Here is a 16,237-nt window from a genome sequence, read left to right on the forward strand (position 1 = left end):
GGAACGCCGCCGGGCCGGATGATCCGGCCCGGCGGCGGGCAGAATGCACCACATGACCGTTCCGAAGCTGCGCCAGACGGTGCTGGACACCACGGACCCGCGCGCGCTGGCCGAGTTCTACCGCGAGCTGCTCGGCCTCGCCTACCGCCCCGGTGACGAGCCGCCCGCGCCCGGCGCCGACGACCCGCTGGGCCGCGACTGGCTGGTGCTGTGCGAGCCCGGCGGCGCGCCGGCGCTCGCGTTCCAGCACGTGCCCGAGCTGCCCCGGCCCACCTGGCCGGAGAGTCACGACATCCCCCAGCAGCTGCATCTCGACCTCGCCGTCGGCAGCGCCGCGGAGCTGGACGCCCAGCATCCGCGCGTGCTCGCGCTCGGCGGCACGCTCCTGCTGGAGCGGTTGGACGACGACGAGCCGCTGCGCGTCTACGCGGACCCGTCCGGCCACCCGTTCTGCGTCTTCGTAGGCTGAGGCCGTGAGCTGAGCCATAACCGTCGAACCGGCGACCGCCACACCAACGTTTCTTCAGGCACCTGACGTGACTTCGGAGGACGCTTGTGACAACCGTGGGTTTCATCGGTCTGGGCACCATGGGTCAGCCGATGGCGCTGAACCTCGTCCGGGCCGGCACCGACCTCGTCGTCTGGAACCGCACGGCCTCCCGCGCCGAGCCGCTGCGCGAGGCCGGCGCCCGCGTCGCGAGCACCGTCGCCGAGGTCTTCGCCCGGTCCGAGATCATCATCCTGATGCTGGCCAACGCGGCCGCGGCCGACGCGGTGCTGGAGGACGCGGACCTCACCGGCCGGATCGTCGTCCACATGGGAACGATCGCACCCGAGGACTCGCAGCGCCTCGACTCGGCCGTGCGCGCCGGCGGCGGATCCTATGTGGAGGCGCCGGTCTCCGGCTCCCGCGTCCCGGCCGAGCAGGGCGCGCTCGTCGCCATGCTGGCCGGAGACCCGAAGACCACCGACACGGTACGGCCGCTGCTCGCCCCGATGTGCCGCGAGACCATCGTCTGCGGCCCGGTCCCGGACGCGCTCACCATGAAGCTGGCCACCAACATCTTCATGCTCAGCAGCGTCATGGGCCTGGTCGAGGCGTTCCACTTCGCCGCCCGCAACCACCTCGACCTCGGCACGCTGCGCACCATCGTCGACAACAGCCAGATGGCCAGCGACATCTCCCGCGTCAAGTCCGCCAAGCTGGCCACCCGCGACTTCACGATCCAGGGCGGTGCCGCCGACGTCCTGAAGAACCTCTCCCTGGTCGCCGGCGCCGCCCGCGCCGCCGGCGTCTCCACCCCGCTCATCGAGACCATGCACCGCCTGATGGAGGAGACGGTCGTCCTCGGCCACGGCACCGCCGACTTCACCGCCGCCCTCAAGGCCCTCGAAGCCCGCGACTCCTGACCCCCGAACCATGCCACGGTCAGCGGCACGTATGCCGAACGCACCCCACACACCAAACCGGACCCGCCGGCCGCGAACCGCCGGTGGGGAGCCGGCCGGGAACGGCAACGGCCCGGGAACGCCGAAGCGTTTCCGGGCCGTAGAGAGCGGGGATCAGGCGCCCGCGGCCGACTTCAGGTCGGCGGCGCGGTCGGTGGACTCCCAGCGCAGCTCGGGCAGCTCGCGGCCGAAGTGGCCGTAGGCGGCGGTCTGCTGGTAGATCGGGCGCTTCAGGTCGAGGTCGCGGATGATCGCGGCGGGGCGGAGGTCGAAGACCTCGGTGATGGCCTTCTCGATCCGCTCGACCGGCACGTTCTCGGTGCCGAACGTCTCGACGAACAGGCTGACCGGGTGCGCCTTGCCGATCGCGTACGCGACCTGGACCTCACAGCGCTCGGCCAGGCCGGCCGCCACGACGTTCTTGGCGACCCAGCGCGTCGCGTACGCCGCGGAGCGGTCGACCTTCGACGGGTCCTTGCCGGAGAACGCGCCGCCGCCGTGGCGGGAGTAGCCGCCGTACGTGTCGACGATGATCTTGCGGCCGGTCAGGCCGGCGTCGCCCATCGGGCCGCCGATCTCGAAGCGGCCGGTCGGGTTCACCAGCAGGCGGTAGCCCTCGGTGTCGATGCCGAGGCCCTCCAGCTCCGGCGCGATGACGTGCTCGCGGATGTCCGGCGTGAGCAGCGACTCGAGCGAGATGTCCGAGGCGTGCTGGGTGGAGACCACGATGGTGTCGAGGCGAACCGGGCGCAGCCCGTCGTACTCGATGGTGACCTGGGTCTTGCCGTCCGGGCGCAGGTAGGGCACGGTGCCGTCCTTGCGGACCTGGGACAGGCGGCGGGCCAGCCGGTGCGCGAGCGCGATCGGCAGCGGCATCAGCTCGGGCGTCTCCGAGCAGGCGAAGCCGAACATCATGCCCTGGTCGCCGGCGCCCTGCGAGTCGAGCAGGTGGTCGGACTCGCCCTCGCGGGCCTCCAGCGCCGTGTCGACGCCCTGCGCGATGTCCGGCGACTGCGCGCCGATCGAGATGCTGACGCCGCAGGACGCGCCGTCGAAGCCCTTCTTGGAGGAGTCGTAGCCGATGCCCAGGATCGTCTCGCGGACGATGGTGGGAATGTCGGCGTACGCCTTCGTGGTCACCTCGCCGGCGACGTGCACCTGGCCGGTGGTGATGAGCGTCTCCACGGCGACCCGGGAGGTCGGGTCCTGCGCGAGCAGCGCGTCCAGGATCCCGTCGCTGATCTGGTCAGCGATCTTGTCCGGGTGGCCCTCCGTGACCGATTCGGAGGTGAACAGACGGCGTGCCACGGTGCTCCTCAAGGTAAGTCGAAATGAAAACTGCGGTGTGCAGCCTAGTTGTCTACCAAACCCCTGGGTTTGGGAGGCAAACCCTATGCGGTGGTCGAGCTTAGCTGCCTGACTACCAGATCGAGTACGGCGTCCGCCAGATCTTCCTTGGGCCGCTCGCCCAACTCTGTCAGGGAACCGTCAGCCGATAGAACGGTAGCTGCGTTGGTGTCGAACCCGAAGCCCCTGTCCGCGCCGACCTCGTTCACGACGATGAGGTCCGCGCGTTTGCGCAGCAGTTTCGCGCGGCCGTGCGAAATCGCGTCGTGCGTCTCGGCGGCGAACGCGACCAGCACCTGCCCGGGCGCCTTGCGCGCCCCGAGTTCGGCCGCGATGTCCGGGTTCTGCACCAGCTCGATCACCGGCGCCGTACCGTCGTCGGTCTTTTTGATCTTCTGATCCGCGACCGTGGCGGGCCGGAAGTCGGCCGGCGCCGCGGCCATGACCACCACGTCCGCGCCGTCCGCCGCCGCGACGACGGCCTTGCGCAGCTCTTCCGTGGTGCCCACGCGCACCAGATCGGCACCGGCCGGGTCCGGCAGCGAGACGTTGGCTGAGACGAGGGTCACTCGCGCGCCCCGGGCCAGAGCCGCGGACGCGAAGGCGTAGCCCTGCTTGCCGGACGACCGGTTTCCGAGGAACCGCACCGGGTCAAGGGGCTCACGCGTGCCGCCGGCGGAAACCACGACATGCTTCCCGACAAGATCCAGCGTGGGTACGCCACGGGCCAGCACGCGCCGGGCGAACGCGAAGATGGCGGACGGGTCGGGCAGCCGCCCCTTGCCGGTGTCCGCCCCGGTGAGACGCCCGGACGCGGGCTCGATCACGAGGTTGCCGCGGGAGCGCAGCAGCGCCACGTTCGCCACCGTGGCCGGGTGCTCCCACATCTCGGTGTGCATGGCCGGTGCGAAGATCACCGGACAGCGCGCGGTGAGCAGCGTGTTCGTCAGCAGATCGTCGGCCAGGCCGTGCGCGGCCCTGGCCAGCAGGTCCGCGGTGGCCGGTGCGACCACGACCAGGTCGGCGGACTTGCCGATGCGCACGTGCGGGACCTCATGGACGCCGTCCCAGACCTCGTCTGCGACCGGCTGCCCGGAGAGCGCGGCCCAGGTCGGGGCGCCCACGAACCGCAGCGCGGAAGCGGTGGGCACCACCCGGACCCGGTGACCGGACTCGGTGAGGAGCCGCAGGAGCTCGCACGCCTTGTACGCGGCGATTCCGCCCCCGACTCCGAGGACGACCTGCGGACCACTCATCGCGGTTACGGCGCGTCGGTCGGCTCGGCCGTGAGCAGGCCGGAGTTGATCTCGCGCATCGCGATGGAGAGCGGCTTCTCCTGCGGCGTGGTCTCGACCAGCGGCCCGACGTACTCCAGGAGGCCCTCGCCGAGCTGGCTGTAGTACGCGTTCACCTGGCGGGCGCGCTTCGCGGCGAAGATGACGAGCGCGTACTTGGAGGTGGTCTTCTCCAGCAGCTCGTCGATGGGCGGGCTGGTGATGCCTTGCGGGTCAGCGATGATTCCCACGGTGTTTCGAACCCCTCGGGTCGTGACAGAAGATCAGCGTCGTGACAGAGGATCAGCGTCGTGACAGAGGATCAAGCGTCGCGACAGAAGATCCGGTGATAAACGATCAAGCTTGCGGCTGCGGCTCAGCCGGTGTCAAGACCGGCGAACTGAGCAACCCTACCAGCTCGTCCGCCGCACGCTCGACGTAGTCGTTGACGATGGTCACGTCGAACAGCGACTGCGCGGCCAGCTCCTCGTCCGCGTGGGCCAGCCGACGGCGGATCGTCTCCTCGTCGTCCGTGCCGCGCCCGATCAGGCGGCGGCGCAGCTCCTCGACCGAGGGCGGGGCCAGGAAGACCAGCTGGGCGTCGGGCATCGCGGCCTTGACCTGCCGCGCGCCCTGAAGGTCGATCTTCAGCAGCACGGGTGCGCCCTCGCGCAGCCGGGCCTCGACCGGGCCGCGGGGCGTGCCGTAGAGGTTGCCGGCGAACTCGGCCCACTCCAGCAGCTGATCGCCGACGCGCAACCGCTCGAACTCGGGGCGGTCGACGAAGAAGTAGTGCTCGCCCTCGACCTCGTAGTCGCGCATGCGCCGGGTGGTGGCCGAGACCGACAACCAGATCCATGGCGCACGCAGACGGATCAGCTCGATCACGCTGTCCTTGCCGACCCCTGACGGGCCGGAGAGGACGGTGAGCCGGGCTGGCGGGCGGGCGTCGTCACTCATGCTCACAAGCTAATTCCTACACGGTGCCCCGTGCGGGCCTGCAGCGAACCCCGGATTCCCGGAGTCCAGCAGCCCCACACGGAGCAGATTCCGCGGTCAGTTCGACGCGAACTCCGCGAGCAGAGCCTTACGCTGCTGCTCGCCGAGGCCACGAAGGCGACGGCTCTCGGCGATCTTGAGCTTCTCCATGATCTGGGTGGCACGGATCTTGCCGATGCCCGGCAGCGCCTGGAGGACGGCCGAAACCTTCAGCTTGCCGACGACGTCGTCGCCCTCCGCACGGTCGAGCACGGAAGCGAGGGTCGTCTTGCCCTGCTTGAGCTCCTCCTTGAGCTGAGCACGAGCCTTACGGATCTCAGCAGCCTTCTCCAGCGCGGCAGCACGCTGTTCGGGGCTCAGTGACGGGAGCGGCACCAGTTCTCCTCAGGTCCCTTACGCGCCGGCATCCACTACCGGCGCTCTGTGAAACGTGGTGTGACCAGGAACCAAAGGGGCATGTGGTTCCCAGCGCGGGGAAAACTAGCGGTCAGCGCCGCATTCGGCAACGTGGCCACACCATGATCGACTAAACGTGACTAGGCAATTACTCAGCCGGCGGCGGACAATGCCGCCCGAACCTCGTCCAGCGCACGGTCCGCGGCGGCGCGCAGCCCGGCGGTTTCCGGACCCTTTCCGAGAACTTCACGGGAGTACGACGGAAGCACCGAGCCGATCGCGGAGCCGAACACGGTGCGTAGGTCCCGAGCGGTACCACCCTGAGCCCCGAGACCCGGCGCGAGCAGCGGACCGTTCACTCCAGAGAGATCATGTCCGGTGTCACCCACCGTGGCGCCCACGACGAGACCCATGCTTCCGATCGGCGCCGCACCCGCGTTGAGCTGGGAAATCTCGTCGATCACGGTTTGTGCGACGGTCCGCCCGTCCGCGGCGACCGCACGCTGAACGGAACCGCCCTCCGGATTCGACGTGAGCGCCAGAACAAAAACGCCGCCGCCATTCTTCGCCGCCAGGTCGAACATCGGAGCCAGCGATCCGACGCCGAGGAACGGGCTGGCGGTGATCGCGTCGACATAGAGCGGGCTGGATGGGTCAAGGTACGCGGCCGCGTACGCCGCGACCGTCGAGCCGATGTCACCACGCTTCACGTCCAGCAGGACAAGCGCTCCGGCCTCGCGTAACTGTCGGATAATTGACTCCAGGACGGCGAGTCCCTTAGATCCGAATTGTTCGTAAAAAGCCGATTGGGGCTTGAACACCGCGACCCGGTCCGCGAGCGCCTCCACCACGGTCTCGCTGAACCGCGCCAGACCGTCCACATCGTTGCTCAGACCCCATCGCTCCAGCAGACCCGCGTGCGGGTCGATTCCCACGCACAGCGGGCCGCGCTCGGCCGTGATCCGGTCCAGCCGGGCCCCGAAGGTCTCCACAGGGCACGCCCCTCTCCTCGGGCCGCGCGGAGCGGCCACGTCGCATTGCTGCCACTAAATCGTGTTTTAGTCCGATAACCGACAGGCGAATTAGCCGCCGTACCCCCGATCGGGGGTCTTGATTTTCCGTCACAAGCACTTGCACGCCCATCCGCACGTGCAAGGCCCCGCCCAACCCCGTGATCGAGGCTCATCCGAGCCGTTGGAGCGACGTGAATGACGCCTCGATCACGGACCTGCCGCAACCGATCACGGGACGGGGAGCGCCTGCGCGGAGACCGCGGCGGTGATGCCGCGTCCGATCTGGACGATCTGCGCGTCCGTGCTGACATACGGCGGCATCGTGTAGATCAGGTCCCGGAACGGCCGCAGCCACACGCCCTCCGCCGCGGCCGCGGAAGTCGCACGATGCATGTCCACCGGCCGGTCGAGCTGCACCACGCCGATCGCGCCGAGCACACGCACGTCACGAACCCCCGCAAACCCACTGAGTGGCTCCAGAACGGCCGTGAGCCCCTGCGCGAGCTGCCTGACCCGCCCCGGCCAGTCCTGACCTCGCAGGAGCGCGATGGAGGCGTTCGCGACCGCGCAGGCCAGCGGGTTGCCCATGAACGTAGGCCCGTGCGCCAGCCCGCCGCCCTCGCCGTCCGAAATGGCGCGCGCCACCTCGCCCGTGCACAGCGCCGCCGCCAGCGTCAGGTAGCCGCCGGTCAGCGCCTTCCCCACGCACATCACGTCCGGCGCGACGCCCGCGTGATCGGCGGCGAAGAACGTGCCGGTGCGCCCGAAGCCGGTCGCGATCTCGTCGAAGATCAGCAGAATTCCGTGCCGCGCCGTGACCTCCCGCAGGATCCGCAGGTAGCCCGGGTTGTGAAAACGCATCCCGCCCGCGCCCTGCACCACCGGCTCGACGATCACCGCGGCCAGCTCGTCCGCGTGCTCCTCCACCATGCGAACGAGTGAGTCCGCATAGGACCCCTCGATCGGGGAGCCGAAACCACCCGGTGGTGGCGGCGCGAAGACCTGCCGGGGCAGCACGCCGGTCCACAGCGCGTGCATGCCGCCGTCCGGGTCGGTCACGCTCATCGGGTTCCAGGTGTCGCCGTGATAGCCACCGCGCCACGTCGCCAGCCGCTGCCGCTCCGGCCGGCCCACGCCGCGCTGGTACTGCAACGCCATCTTGATCGCGACCTCGACGCTGACCGAGCCGGAGTCGCAGAGGAACACGTGCTCCAGCCCGTCCGGCGTCAGCTCGACCAGCGAGCGGGCCAGCGTGACCGCGGGTTCGTGGGTGAGCCCGCCGAACATGACGTGGCTCATCCGGCCGAGCTGGTCGCGCACGGCCTCGTCCAGCACCGGGTGCCGGTAGCCGTGGATCGCGGACCACCAGCTGGACATGCCGTCGATCAGCTCTCGGCCGTCCGCGAGCGTGAGCACCGCGCCGGCCGCCTCCGAGACCACGAAGGGCTCGGAGCGGCCGGGCATCGGGCCGTAGGGGTGCCAGACGTGCGCCCGGTCCAGCCGCAGCAGCTCGTCCGGCGTGGTCATCGCCGGACCGAGGCCGCGGCTCGCACGAGCGCGGGCCCGCCGTAGATGAATCCGGAGTAGAGCTGGATCAGCGCGGCGCCCGCGTCGAACATCCGGGCCGCGTCGTCCGGCGTCATGATCCCGCCGACGCCGATGATCGGCAGGCGCCCGCCGGTCTCCCGGTGCACGAACGACACCACCTCGCGCGCCCGTGTCGTGAGTGGACGGCCGGACAGCCCGCCGGTCTCCTCCAGCCGAAACAGATCCGCCGGGGCCAGGCCGTTGCGGGCCAGCGTGGTGTTGGTCGCGATGACCCCGGCCACGCCGGTGTCCGCGCAGACTCCCAGCGCCTCGCCGATCGCGCCGTCGGTCAGATCAGGAGCGATCTTCACGAGTACGGGCAGCCCGTCCGCCTCCTTGACCAGCGCGCCGAGCAGCTCATCCAGGTGCTCCCGCCCCTGCAACGCGCGCAGGCCCGGCGTGTTCGGCGAGGAGACGTTCACCGCGATGTAGTCCGCGTGCTTTCCGAGCGCGCGCAGCGAGGTCAGGTAGTCCTCGACCGCGCCCGAGAGCGGCGTGACCTTGGACTTGCCCAACGAGATGCCGAGCGGGACCGGGAGGCGATCCGGGAGCGCGGCGAGCCGTTCGGCCAGCGCCGCCGCGCCCTCGTTGTTGAAGCCCATCCGGTTGATGATCGCGGCGGACTCGCGCAGCCGGAACACGCGCGGCTTCTCGTTGCCCGGCTGGGCCAGCGCGGTCACGGTGCCGGCCTCGACGAAGCCGAAGCCGAGCGCGGGCCACGCCGGCAGCGCGATCCCGTTCTTGTCCATGCCGGCCGCGAGCCCGACCGGGTTCGGGAATCGCACGCCGAACACCTCGACCGGGTTGTCGGTTCCATACTTCTTGATCAGAACAGACAACGCCGAGGGTACGGAGGACAACCGCGCCAGCCGGTGCAGCGTCCACTCGTGCGCGGTCTCCGCGTCCCCGCCCCCGATCCGGAAGAGGGCGGGACGCGCGAACTGCTCCCAGATCACTGGGCCGCCTTCAATGCGGCATGCAGGTCCTGGAGCGGCCGTACCTGCATCTGGCCGTTGATCGTGGCCTCGATGCCCATCACCGCGGCGGACGCGCCCGGCACCGTGGTGATGCACGGGATGTCCGCGGTCACCGCGGCGCTGCGGATCTCGTAGCCGTCCGAGCGCGCGTGCGCACCCGAGCCCTGCGGCGTGTTGATCACCAGCGTGATCTCCCCGCGCGAGATCAGCTCGACCGCGTTCGTCCCCGGGCCCTCGTAGTGCTTCGGCACGACCTCGCACGGGATCCCGTACCGCTTGAGCACCTCGCCGGTGCCCGCGGTCGTGATGATCTCGAAGCCGAGGTCGGCCAGCCGCTTGATCGGGAAGATCATGCCGCGCTTGTCCCGGTTGGCGACGGAGACGAAGACCTTGCCGGAGGTGGGCAGCGAGCCGTACGCGCCGGCCTGCGACTTCGCGAACGCCTGGCCGAAACCGGTGTCGATGCCCATCACCTCGCCGGTCGACTTCATCTCCGGGCCGAGCAGGCTGTCCACGCCCTTGCCGGCCGGCGTGCGGAACCGCTTGAACGGCAGCACCGCCTCCTTGACCGCGATCGGCGCGTTGTCCGGCAGGTGCCCGCCGTCGCCCTCGGCCGGCAGCAGCCCTTCCTTGCGCAGGTCCGCGATGGTGGCGCCGAGCATGATCCGGGCGGCGGCCTTGGCCAGCGGCACCGCGGTGGCCTTGGAGACGAACGGGACGGTCCGGGACGCGCGCGGGTTCGCCTCCAGCACGTAGAGCACGTCGTCCTTGAGCGCGTACTGCACGTTGAGCAGCCCGCGCACGCCGACGCCGCGCGCGATCTCCACGGTGTAGCGGCGGACCTGCTCCAGGTGCGGGCCGGCCAGCGTCATCGGCGGCAGCACGCAGGAGGAGTCGCCGGAGTGGATGCCGGCCTCCTCGATGTGCTCCATCACGCCGCCGAGGTAGACCTCGCCGTCCGCGTCGCAGAGCGCGTCCACGTCGATCTCGATCGCGTCGTCCAGGAACCGGTCGACCAGCACCGGGTGGTCCTCGGAGATCTCGGTCGACCGTCCGATGTAGTCGGCCAGCGTGGGCTCGTCGTAGACGATCTCCATGCCGCGCCCGCCGAGCACGTACGACGGCCGGACCAGGACCGGGTAACCGATCTCGTCCGCGATCGCCTTGGCGTCGTCGAAGCTGACCGCGGTGCCGTGGTCCGGCGCGCGCAGCCCGGCCTTGGCCAGCACCGCGCCGAACGCGCCGCGGTGCTCGGCCAGGTGGATCGACTCCGGCGTGGTGCCGACGATCGGCACGCCCGCGTTCTTCAGCCGCTGCGCCAGGCCGAGCGGCGTCTGGCCGCCGAGCTGCACGACCACGCCGATCACACCGGGACCGCCCGCGGCCTTTCCGGAGGTGTCCTCGGAGTGGAAGACCTCCAGCACGTCCTCGAACGTGAGCGGCTCGAAGTAGAGCCGGTCCGCGGTGTCGTAGTCGGTGGAGACCGTCTCCGGGTTGCAGTTGACCATCACGGTCTCGAAGCCGGCCCCACGCAGCGCCATCACCGCGTGCACACAGGAGTAGTCGAACTCGATGCCCTGGCCGATCCGGTTCGGCCCGGAGCCGAGGATCAGCACCTTGGGCCGGTCCGACGGCTCGACCTCGGTCTCCTCGTCGTAGGTCGAGTAGTGGTACGGCGTCTTCGCGGCGAACTCGGCCGCGCAGGTGTCGACCGTCTTGTAGACCGGGCGCAGGCCGAGCCGGTGGCGCAGCGTGCGCACGCCGTCCTCACCGGCCAGCTCGGGCCGGATCGCGGCGATCTGCCGGTCGGAGAGCCCGGCCCGCTTGGCGGCCCGCAGCAGCGTCTCGTCCAGCACCGGCGCGGCCTCGATCTCGGCGCGCAGCTCCAGCAGCGAGACGATCTGGTCCAGGAACCACGGGTCGATGCCGCCGCTGGCCTCGTGCACCTGCTCGATCGTGGCGCCCAGCCGCAGAGCCCGCTCCACCGTGTAGAGACGGCCGTCGTGCGGGATCTTGAGCGCGGTCAACGTTGCGTCGAGATCATCCGTGGGATCGGGCGTGGTCCAGAAGCCGCCGGACTTCGTCTCCATCGAGCGCATCGCCTTGTTCAGCGCCTCGGTGAAGTTGCGGCCCAGGCTCATCGCCTCGCCGACCGACTTCATCGTGGTGGTCAGCTCCGCGTCCGCGCCGGGGAACTTCTCGAACGCGAAGCGCGGGATCTTCACCACCACGTAGTCCAGCGCGGGCTCGAACGCGGCCGGCGTCTCCTTGGTGATGTCGTTCGGGATCTCGTCCAGCGTGTAGCCGATGGCCAGCTTCGCCGCGATCTTCGCGATCGGGAAGCCGGTCGCCTTCGACGCCAGCGCGGACGAGCGGGACACGCGCGGGTTCATCTCGATCACGACCAGGCGCCCGTCGGCCGGGTTGATCGCGAACTGGATGTTGCAGCCGCCGGTGTCCACGCCGACCTCGCGCAGCACCGCGATGCCGACGTCGCGCAGCTTCTGGTACTCCCGGTCGGTCAGCGTCATGGCCGGCGCGACCGTGACCGAGTCGCCGGTGTGCACGCCCATCGGATCGATGTTCTCGATCGAGCAGACGACCACCACGTTGTCGTTGCGGTCGCGCATCAGCTCGAGCTCGTACTCCTTCCAGCCGAGCACGCTCTCCTCGATCAGCACCTCGTGCACCGGGGAGGCGGCGAGACCGGCGCCGGCGATGCGCTCCAGGTCCTCGTCGGTGTGCGGCATGCCGGAGCCGAGGCCGCCCATGGTGAACGACGGGCGGACCACGACCGGCAGGCCCAGCTCGGCCACGGTCGCGCGGACCTCGTCCATCGACTTGCAGACGCGGCTGCGCGGGGTCTCGGCGCCGGCCTTGGCGACGATCTCCTTGAACAGCTGCCGGTCCTCGCCGCGCTGGATGGCGTCGATGTTCGCGCCGATCAGCTCCACGCCGTACTTCTCCAGCACGCCGTTCTCGTGCAGCGCGACCGCGGTGTTGAGCGCGGTCTGGCCGCCGAGCGTCGGCAGGATCGCGTCCGGGCGCTCCTTCGCGATGACCAGCTCGACGAACTCCGGCGTGATCGGCTCGACGTAGGTGGCGTCCGCGAACTCCGGGTCCGTCATGATCGTGGCGGGGTTCGAGTTGACCAGGCTGACCCGGATGCCCTCGCTGCGCAGCACACGGCAGGCCTGGGTGCCGGAGTAGTCGAACTCGCAGGCCTGCCCGATCACGATCGGGCCGGACCCGATGACCAGGATGTGCTTCAGATCGTCCCTTTTAGGCATTGGCCTTACGCCCCTCGACAAGCTCGACAAACCGATCGAAGAGGTAGTCGGCATCGTGCGTGCCGGCCGCCGCCTCGGGGTGGTACTGGACGGTGAAGGCGGGCACCTCAAGTGCCCGCAAGCCCTCGACCACGTTGTCGTTCAGGCAGACATGACTGACTTCGACGCCGCCGAAGTCGGTGTCGATCACGGTGTCGAGCGGCGCCTGCACGGCGAACCCGTGGTTGTGCGACGTGACCTCGACCTTGCCGGTCGTCCGGTCCAGCACCGGCTGGTTGATGCCGCGATGGCCGTACCCCAGCTTGTAGGTCTCGAAGCCGAGCGCGCGGCCGAGGATCTGGCTGCCGAAGCAGATGCCGAACAGCGGCACCTTCTTCGACATGACCGCGCGGGCCAGTGCGACCGGGTGGTCCGCGGTGGCCGGGTCGCCGGGGCCGGGCGAGAAGAAGACCGCGTCCGGCGACACCGCCAGCAACTCCTCCAGCGTCGAGGTGGCCGGCATGATGTGCGTGGTGACGCCGCGGGCCGCGAGCCGGCGGGCCACGTTCGCCTTGATGCCCAGGTCGACGGCGGCGACCGTGAACCGGTGCTCGCCCTCGGCCTGCACCGTGTAGGCCTGAGAGGTGGTCACCTCGGCGGACAGGTCCGCGCCGAGCATCTCCGGCTGGGCCTTCACCCGGGCCTGCAGCGACGCCGGGTCCAGGTCGACCGTGGAGATGCCGACCCGCATCGCGCCGCGTTCGCGCAGGTGGCGGGTGAGCGCGCGGGTGTCGATGCCGGAGATCCCGACCACGCCCTCGGTGGCCAGGCGCTCGCCCAGTCCGCCGGTCGCGCGCCAGTTCGAGCCGATCCGGGCGGGGTCGCGCACCACGTACCCCGCGACCCAGATCTTGGACGACTCGTCGTCCTCGCCGTTGACCCCGGTGTTGCCGATGTGCGGCGCGGTCTGCACCACGACCTGGCGGTGGAACGACGGGTCGGTCAGCGTCTCCTGGTAACCGGTCATGCCGGTGGTGAAGACCGCCTCGCCGAACGTCTCCCCCTCCGCGCCGTAGGACTCGCCGCGAAACGCGCGGCCGTCCTCCAGGACCAATATGGCTGGCTTCCTCACTTCGCTGCCTTTCCGTCCAGTACCGTCGGCTCGCCGCGCAGGAACGTGGCGACGATCCGTCCGGGCAGGCTCATGCCCGCATAGGGGTTGTTCGTGCTGCGGCTGGCCGTCTCCGTGGGCACCACGGTCCGGGTCGCGGCCGGGTCCACCAGCGTGAACGTGGCCGGCGCGCCCGGCAGCGGGTCGTGCCCGTGCTCGGTCAGCCCGGCGATCCGGGCCGGCGTGCGCGACATGCGCTCCGCGATCAGGTCCCAGTCGATCGTGCCGTCCTTCTCCAAGGACCCGGTGGACAGCACCACCGAGAGCGCGGTCTCCAGACCGACCATGCCGGGGCGCGCGTACGCCCACTCGCACTCCTTGTCCTCCACCGCGTGCGGCGCGTGATCGGTGGCCACGATGTCGATGATGCCCTCCGCGAGCGCGGCCCGAAGAGCCTTCACATCATCGGGGGTACGCAGCGGCGGGTTGACCTTGAACACCGGGTCGTAGCTCTCCGCGCGGTCGTGCGTGAGCACCAGGTGGTGCGGCGTGACCTCGGCCGTGACCCGGACCCCGCGCGCCTTGGCCTGCCGGACCACCTCGACGCTGCCGGCCGTGGAGAGGTGGCAGACGTGCAGGCGGGAGCCGACGTGCTCGGCCAGCAGCACGTCGCGCGCGATGATCGCCTCCTCAGCGACCGCGGGCCAGCCGGTCAGGCCGAGCCGGGTGGCGACCTCGCCCTCGTGCATCTGCGCGCCCTCGGTGAGCCGCGGCTCCTCCGCGTGCTGCGCGATCACGCCGTCGAACGCCTTCACGTATTCGAGTGCCCGGCGCATCAGCCGCGGGTCCGCGACGCAGTGGCCGTCGTCGGAGAAGATCCGGACGGTGGCGGCGGAGTCGGCCATCGCGCCCAGCTCGGCCAGTCGCTCGCCGGCCAGGCCGACCGTGACCGCGCCGATCGGCTGCACGTCGACCAGCCCCGCCTCGCGGCCGAGCCGCCAGACCTGCTCGACCACGCCGGCCGTGTCCGCGACCGGGGAGGTGTTCGCCATCGCGCAGACCGCGGTGTAGCCGCCGAGCGCCGCGGCCCGGGAACCGGTCTCCACGGTCTCCGCGTCCTCGCGGCCGGGCTCGCGCAGGTGGGTGTGCAGGTCGACGAGGCCGGGAAGCGCGACCAGACCCGTACCGTCGATGATCGTGGCTTCTTCGCCGTTGTGCTCCTTGATCACCTCGCCGTCCACCAGAAGATCACGCGGCGCGCCACCGAGGACGCTGACGTTCTTGATCAGGTACGCCACTTACTTTCCTCCGAGCAGCAGGTAGAGGACGGCCATCCGGACGCTCACGCCGTTGGCGACCTGTTCGACGATCGTGGACCGGGGCGAGTCCGCCACCTCGGGCGAGATCTCCATGCCCCGGTTCATCGGGCCGGGGTGCATGACGATCGCGTGCTCCGGCAGCCGGCGCAGGCGCGCGCCGTCCATGCCGTAGCGGCGGCTGTACTCCCGGGCGGACGGAAAGTAGGACGCGTTCATCCGCTCGGTCTGCACACGCAGCATCATCACCACGTCGCTGGCCGGCAGCACCGCGTCCAGGTCGTAGCAGACGGTGGCGTTCGCGATGTCCCGCGGAATGAGCGTGGGCGGGCCGACGACCGTGACCTTGGCGCCGAGCGTGGAGAGCAGCACCACGTTCGACCGGGCCACGCGGCTGTGCAGCACGTCGCCGACGATCGTGACGTTCAGCCCGGACAGCCGGCCGAGCCGCTCGCGCATGGTGAACGCGTCCAGCAGCGCCTGCGTCGGGTGCTCGTGCGTGCCGTCACCGGCGTTCACCACGGAGCCGTCCACCCAGTTCGCCAGCCGGTGCGGGGCGCCGGACGCGCCGTGCCGGATCACCACCGCGTCCGCGCCCATCGCCTGCAACGTCAGCGCGGTGTCCTTCAGGCTCTCACCCTTGGAGACGCTGGAACCCTTGGCCGAAAAGTTGATCACGTCGGCGGAGAGCCGCTTCGCGGCCGCTTCGAAGCTGATCCGGGTACGCGTGGAGTCCTCGTAGAAGAGGTTCACCACGGTCCGGCCGCGCAGCGTCGGCAGCTTCTTCACCTCGCGACCACCGGTCAGCCGGGCCAGCTCGCGCGCGGTGTCCAGGATCAGCGTGGCGTTCTCCGCGTCCAGGTCGCCCGCCTCGCGCAGGTGCCGGATCATGCGTCGCCCCCGTACAGCTTGACCTCGTCCGTGCCGTCGATCTCGGCGAGCGCGACCTTGACGCTCTCACTCAGCGCGGTCGGGATGTTCTTGCCGACGTAGTCGGCGCGGATCGGCAGCTCCCGGTGGCCGCGGTCGACCAGCACCGCGAGCTGCACCGAGGAGGGCCGGCCGAGGTCGCCGAGCGCGTCCAGCGCGGCCCGGACCGTGCGGCCGGAGAAGAGCACGTCGTCGACGAGGATCACCCGGCGGCCGTCGACGCCGCCCGCGGGCACGTCCGTGGGCCCGAGCGCGCGGGCCGCCTTCAGCCGGAGATCGTCGCGGTAGAGCGTGACGTCGAGGATGCCCACGGGCACGTCGATACCCTCGAAAGCGTGAATTCGGGCGGAGAGCCGCCGCGCCAGCGGTACGCCCCGCGTGGGAATCCCGAACAGCACGGTGTCCCGCGCACCCTCGGTCTTCTCCAGGATCTGATGGGCGATCCGGTCGACGACCCGTTGGACGTCCGTGTCGGTGAGGATCACTTTGCCCGGTTTGGTCTTCTCTGGGCCTGATCTCACCTGGTCTGGGGCTGTCTTCAGCTGGTCTGGGGCAGCGTCATGCAACGC

The 16,237-nt window shown here is 70.3% G+C and carries 15 protein-coding genes; 2 read left to right on the top strand and 13 right to left on the bottom strand.

Features of this window, described 5'->3' with window-relative positions; all coding sequences use genetic code 11:
* Window positions 1-52 precede the first annotated feature (52 nt).
* Together J2S43_RS23460 and J2S43_RS23465 are read left to right on the top strand one after the other, a co-directional pair.
* Complete coding sequence (locus J2S43_RS23460; protein WP_306832616.1) at window positions 53-469, top strand: VOC family protein; 417 nt, start codon at window positions 53-55, stop codon at window positions 467-469.
* Between the two features lie 95 nt (window positions 470-564).
* Window positions 565-1,410 (top strand): NAD(P)-dependent oxidoreductase, encoded by an 846-nt coding sequence (locus J2S43_RS23465; protein ID WP_306832618.1) that lies wholly within the window; start codon window positions 565-567, stop codon window positions 1,408-1,410.
* A 153-nt stretch (window positions 1,411-1,563) separates the two neighbouring features.
* Here J2S43_RS23465 and metK read toward each other — a convergent pair whose 3' ends face one another.
* The 13 genes from metK to pyrR form a co-directional block, all read right to left on the bottom strand.
* A complete protein-coding gene (gene metK / locus J2S43_RS23470) occupies window positions 1,564-2,757 on the bottom strand; it encodes a methionine adenosyltransferase (protein ID WP_306832620.1) in 1,194 nt (397 codons plus the stop codon).
* 83 nt (window positions 2,758-2,840) lie between these two features.
* Window positions 2,841-4,052, bottom strand: coding sequence for a bifunctional phosphopantothenoylcysteine decarboxylase/phosphopantothenate--cysteine ligase CoaBC (gene coaBC, locus J2S43_RS23475; RefSeq protein WP_306832622.1), 1,212 nt, complete (start codon window positions 4,050-4,052; stop codon window positions 2,841-2,843).
* A 5-nt stretch (window positions 4,053-4,057) separates the two neighbouring features.
* Entirely contained in the window at window positions 4,058-4,321 is a 264-nt protein-coding gene (gene rpoZ, locus J2S43_RS23480; protein ID WP_033341757.1) for a DNA-directed RNA polymerase subunit omega, read from the bottom strand.
* 106 nt (window positions 4,322-4,427) lie between these two features.
* A complete protein-coding gene (gene gmk / locus J2S43_RS23485) occupies window positions 4,428-5,030 on the bottom strand; it encodes a guanylate kinase (protein ID WP_306832625.1) in 603 nt (200 codons plus the stop codon).
* Between the two features lie 96 nt (window positions 5,031-5,126).
* On the bottom strand, window positions 5,127-5,444 hold the full coding sequence (mihF, locus tag J2S43_RS23490; RefSeq protein ID WP_306832627.1) for an integration host factor, actinobacterial type: 318 nt from the start codon (window positions 5,442-5,444) through the stop codon (window positions 5,127-5,129).
* Between the two features lie 173 nt (window positions 5,445-5,617).
* A complete protein-coding gene (gene pyrF, locus J2S43_RS23495) occupies window positions 5,618-6,457 on the bottom strand; it encodes an orotidine-5'-phosphate decarboxylase (RefSeq protein WP_306832630.1) in 840 nt (279 codons plus the stop codon).
* A 249-nt stretch (window positions 6,458-6,706) separates the two neighbouring features.
* Complete coding sequence (locus J2S43_RS23500; RefSeq protein WP_306832632.1) at window positions 6,707-8,005, bottom strand: adenosylmethionine--8-amino-7-oxononanoate transaminase; 1,299 nt, start codon at window positions 8,003-8,005, stop codon at window positions 6,707-6,709.
* Window positions 8,002-9,018 carry a quinone-dependent dihydroorotate dehydrogenase gene (locus J2S43_RS23505; protein WP_370881778.1) on the bottom strand — a complete coding sequence of 339 codons (1,017 nt, stop codon included), beginning with the start codon at window positions 9,016-9,018 and terminating at the stop codon, window positions 8,002-8,004. Before J2S43_RS23505 ends, J2S43_RS23500 begins: the two co-directional genes overlap by 4 nt.
* Window positions 9,018-12,332 carry a carbamoyl-phosphate synthase large subunit gene (gene carB / locus J2S43_RS23510; protein WP_306832636.1) on the bottom strand — a complete coding sequence of 1,105 codons (3,315 nt, stop codon included), beginning with the start codon at window positions 12,330-12,332 and terminating at the stop codon, window positions 9,018-9,020. Before carB ends, J2S43_RS23505 begins: the two co-directional genes overlap by 1 nt.
* Window positions 12,325-13,443, bottom strand: a complete 1,119-nt coding sequence (gene carA / locus J2S43_RS23515) for a glutamine-hydrolyzing carbamoyl-phosphate synthase small subunit (RefSeq protein ID WP_306832638.1) — start codon at window positions 13,441-13,443, stop codon at window positions 12,325-12,327. Before carA ends, carB begins: the two co-directional genes overlap by 8 nt.
* A complete protein-coding gene (locus tag J2S43_RS23520) occupies window positions 13,440-14,720 on the bottom strand; it encodes a dihydroorotase (RefSeq protein WP_306832640.1) in 1,281 nt (426 codons plus the stop codon). Before J2S43_RS23520 ends, carA begins: the two co-directional genes overlap by 4 nt.
* Entirely contained in the window at window positions 14,721-15,629 is a 909-nt protein-coding gene (locus J2S43_RS23525) for an aspartate carbamoyltransferase catalytic subunit (protein ID WP_306832641.1), read from the bottom strand.
* Window positions 15,626-16,189, bottom strand: coding sequence for a bifunctional pyr operon transcriptional regulator/uracil phosphoribosyltransferase PyrR (gene pyrR / locus J2S43_RS23530; RefSeq protein WP_306832643.1), 564 nt, complete (start codon window positions 16,187-16,189; stop codon window positions 15,626-15,628). Before pyrR ends, J2S43_RS23525 begins: the two co-directional genes overlap by 4 nt.
* Window positions 16,190-16,237: the final 48 nt, after the last annotated feature.

The organism is Catenuloplanes nepalensis (genome assembly GCF_030811575.1).
GTDB classification, from domain to species: Bacteria; Actinomycetota; Actinomycetes; order Mycobacteriales; family Micromonosporaceae; genus Catenuloplanes; species Catenuloplanes nepalensis.

What these genes read in the sequence shown, in the direction of transcription:
- carB (WP_306832636.1), bottom strand. Translation starts at nt 12,332, where the DNA reads ATGCCTAAAAGGGACGATCTGAAGCACATCCTGGTCATCGGGTCCGGC.
- gmk (WP_306832625.1), bottom strand. Translation starts at nt 5,030, where the DNA reads ATGAGTGACGACGCCCGCCCGCCAGCCCGGCTCACCGTCCTCTCCGGC.
- coaBC (WP_306832622.1), bottom strand. Translation starts at nt 4,052, where the DNA reads ATGAGTGGTCCGCAGGTCGTCCTCGGAGTCGGGGGCGGAATCGCCGCG.
- J2S43_RS23460 (WP_306832616.1), top strand. Translation starts at nt 53, where the DNA reads ATGACCGTTCCGAAGCTGCGCCAGACGGTGCTGGACACCACGGACCCG.
- J2S43_RS23500 (WP_306832632.1), bottom strand. Translation starts at nt 8,005, where the DNA reads ATGACCACGCCGGACGAGCTGCTGCGGCTGGACCGGGCGCACGTCTGG.
- J2S43_RS23525 (WP_306832641.1), bottom strand. Translation starts at nt 15,629, where the DNA reads ATGATCCGGCACCTGCGCGAGGCGGGCGACCTGGACGCGGAGAACGCC.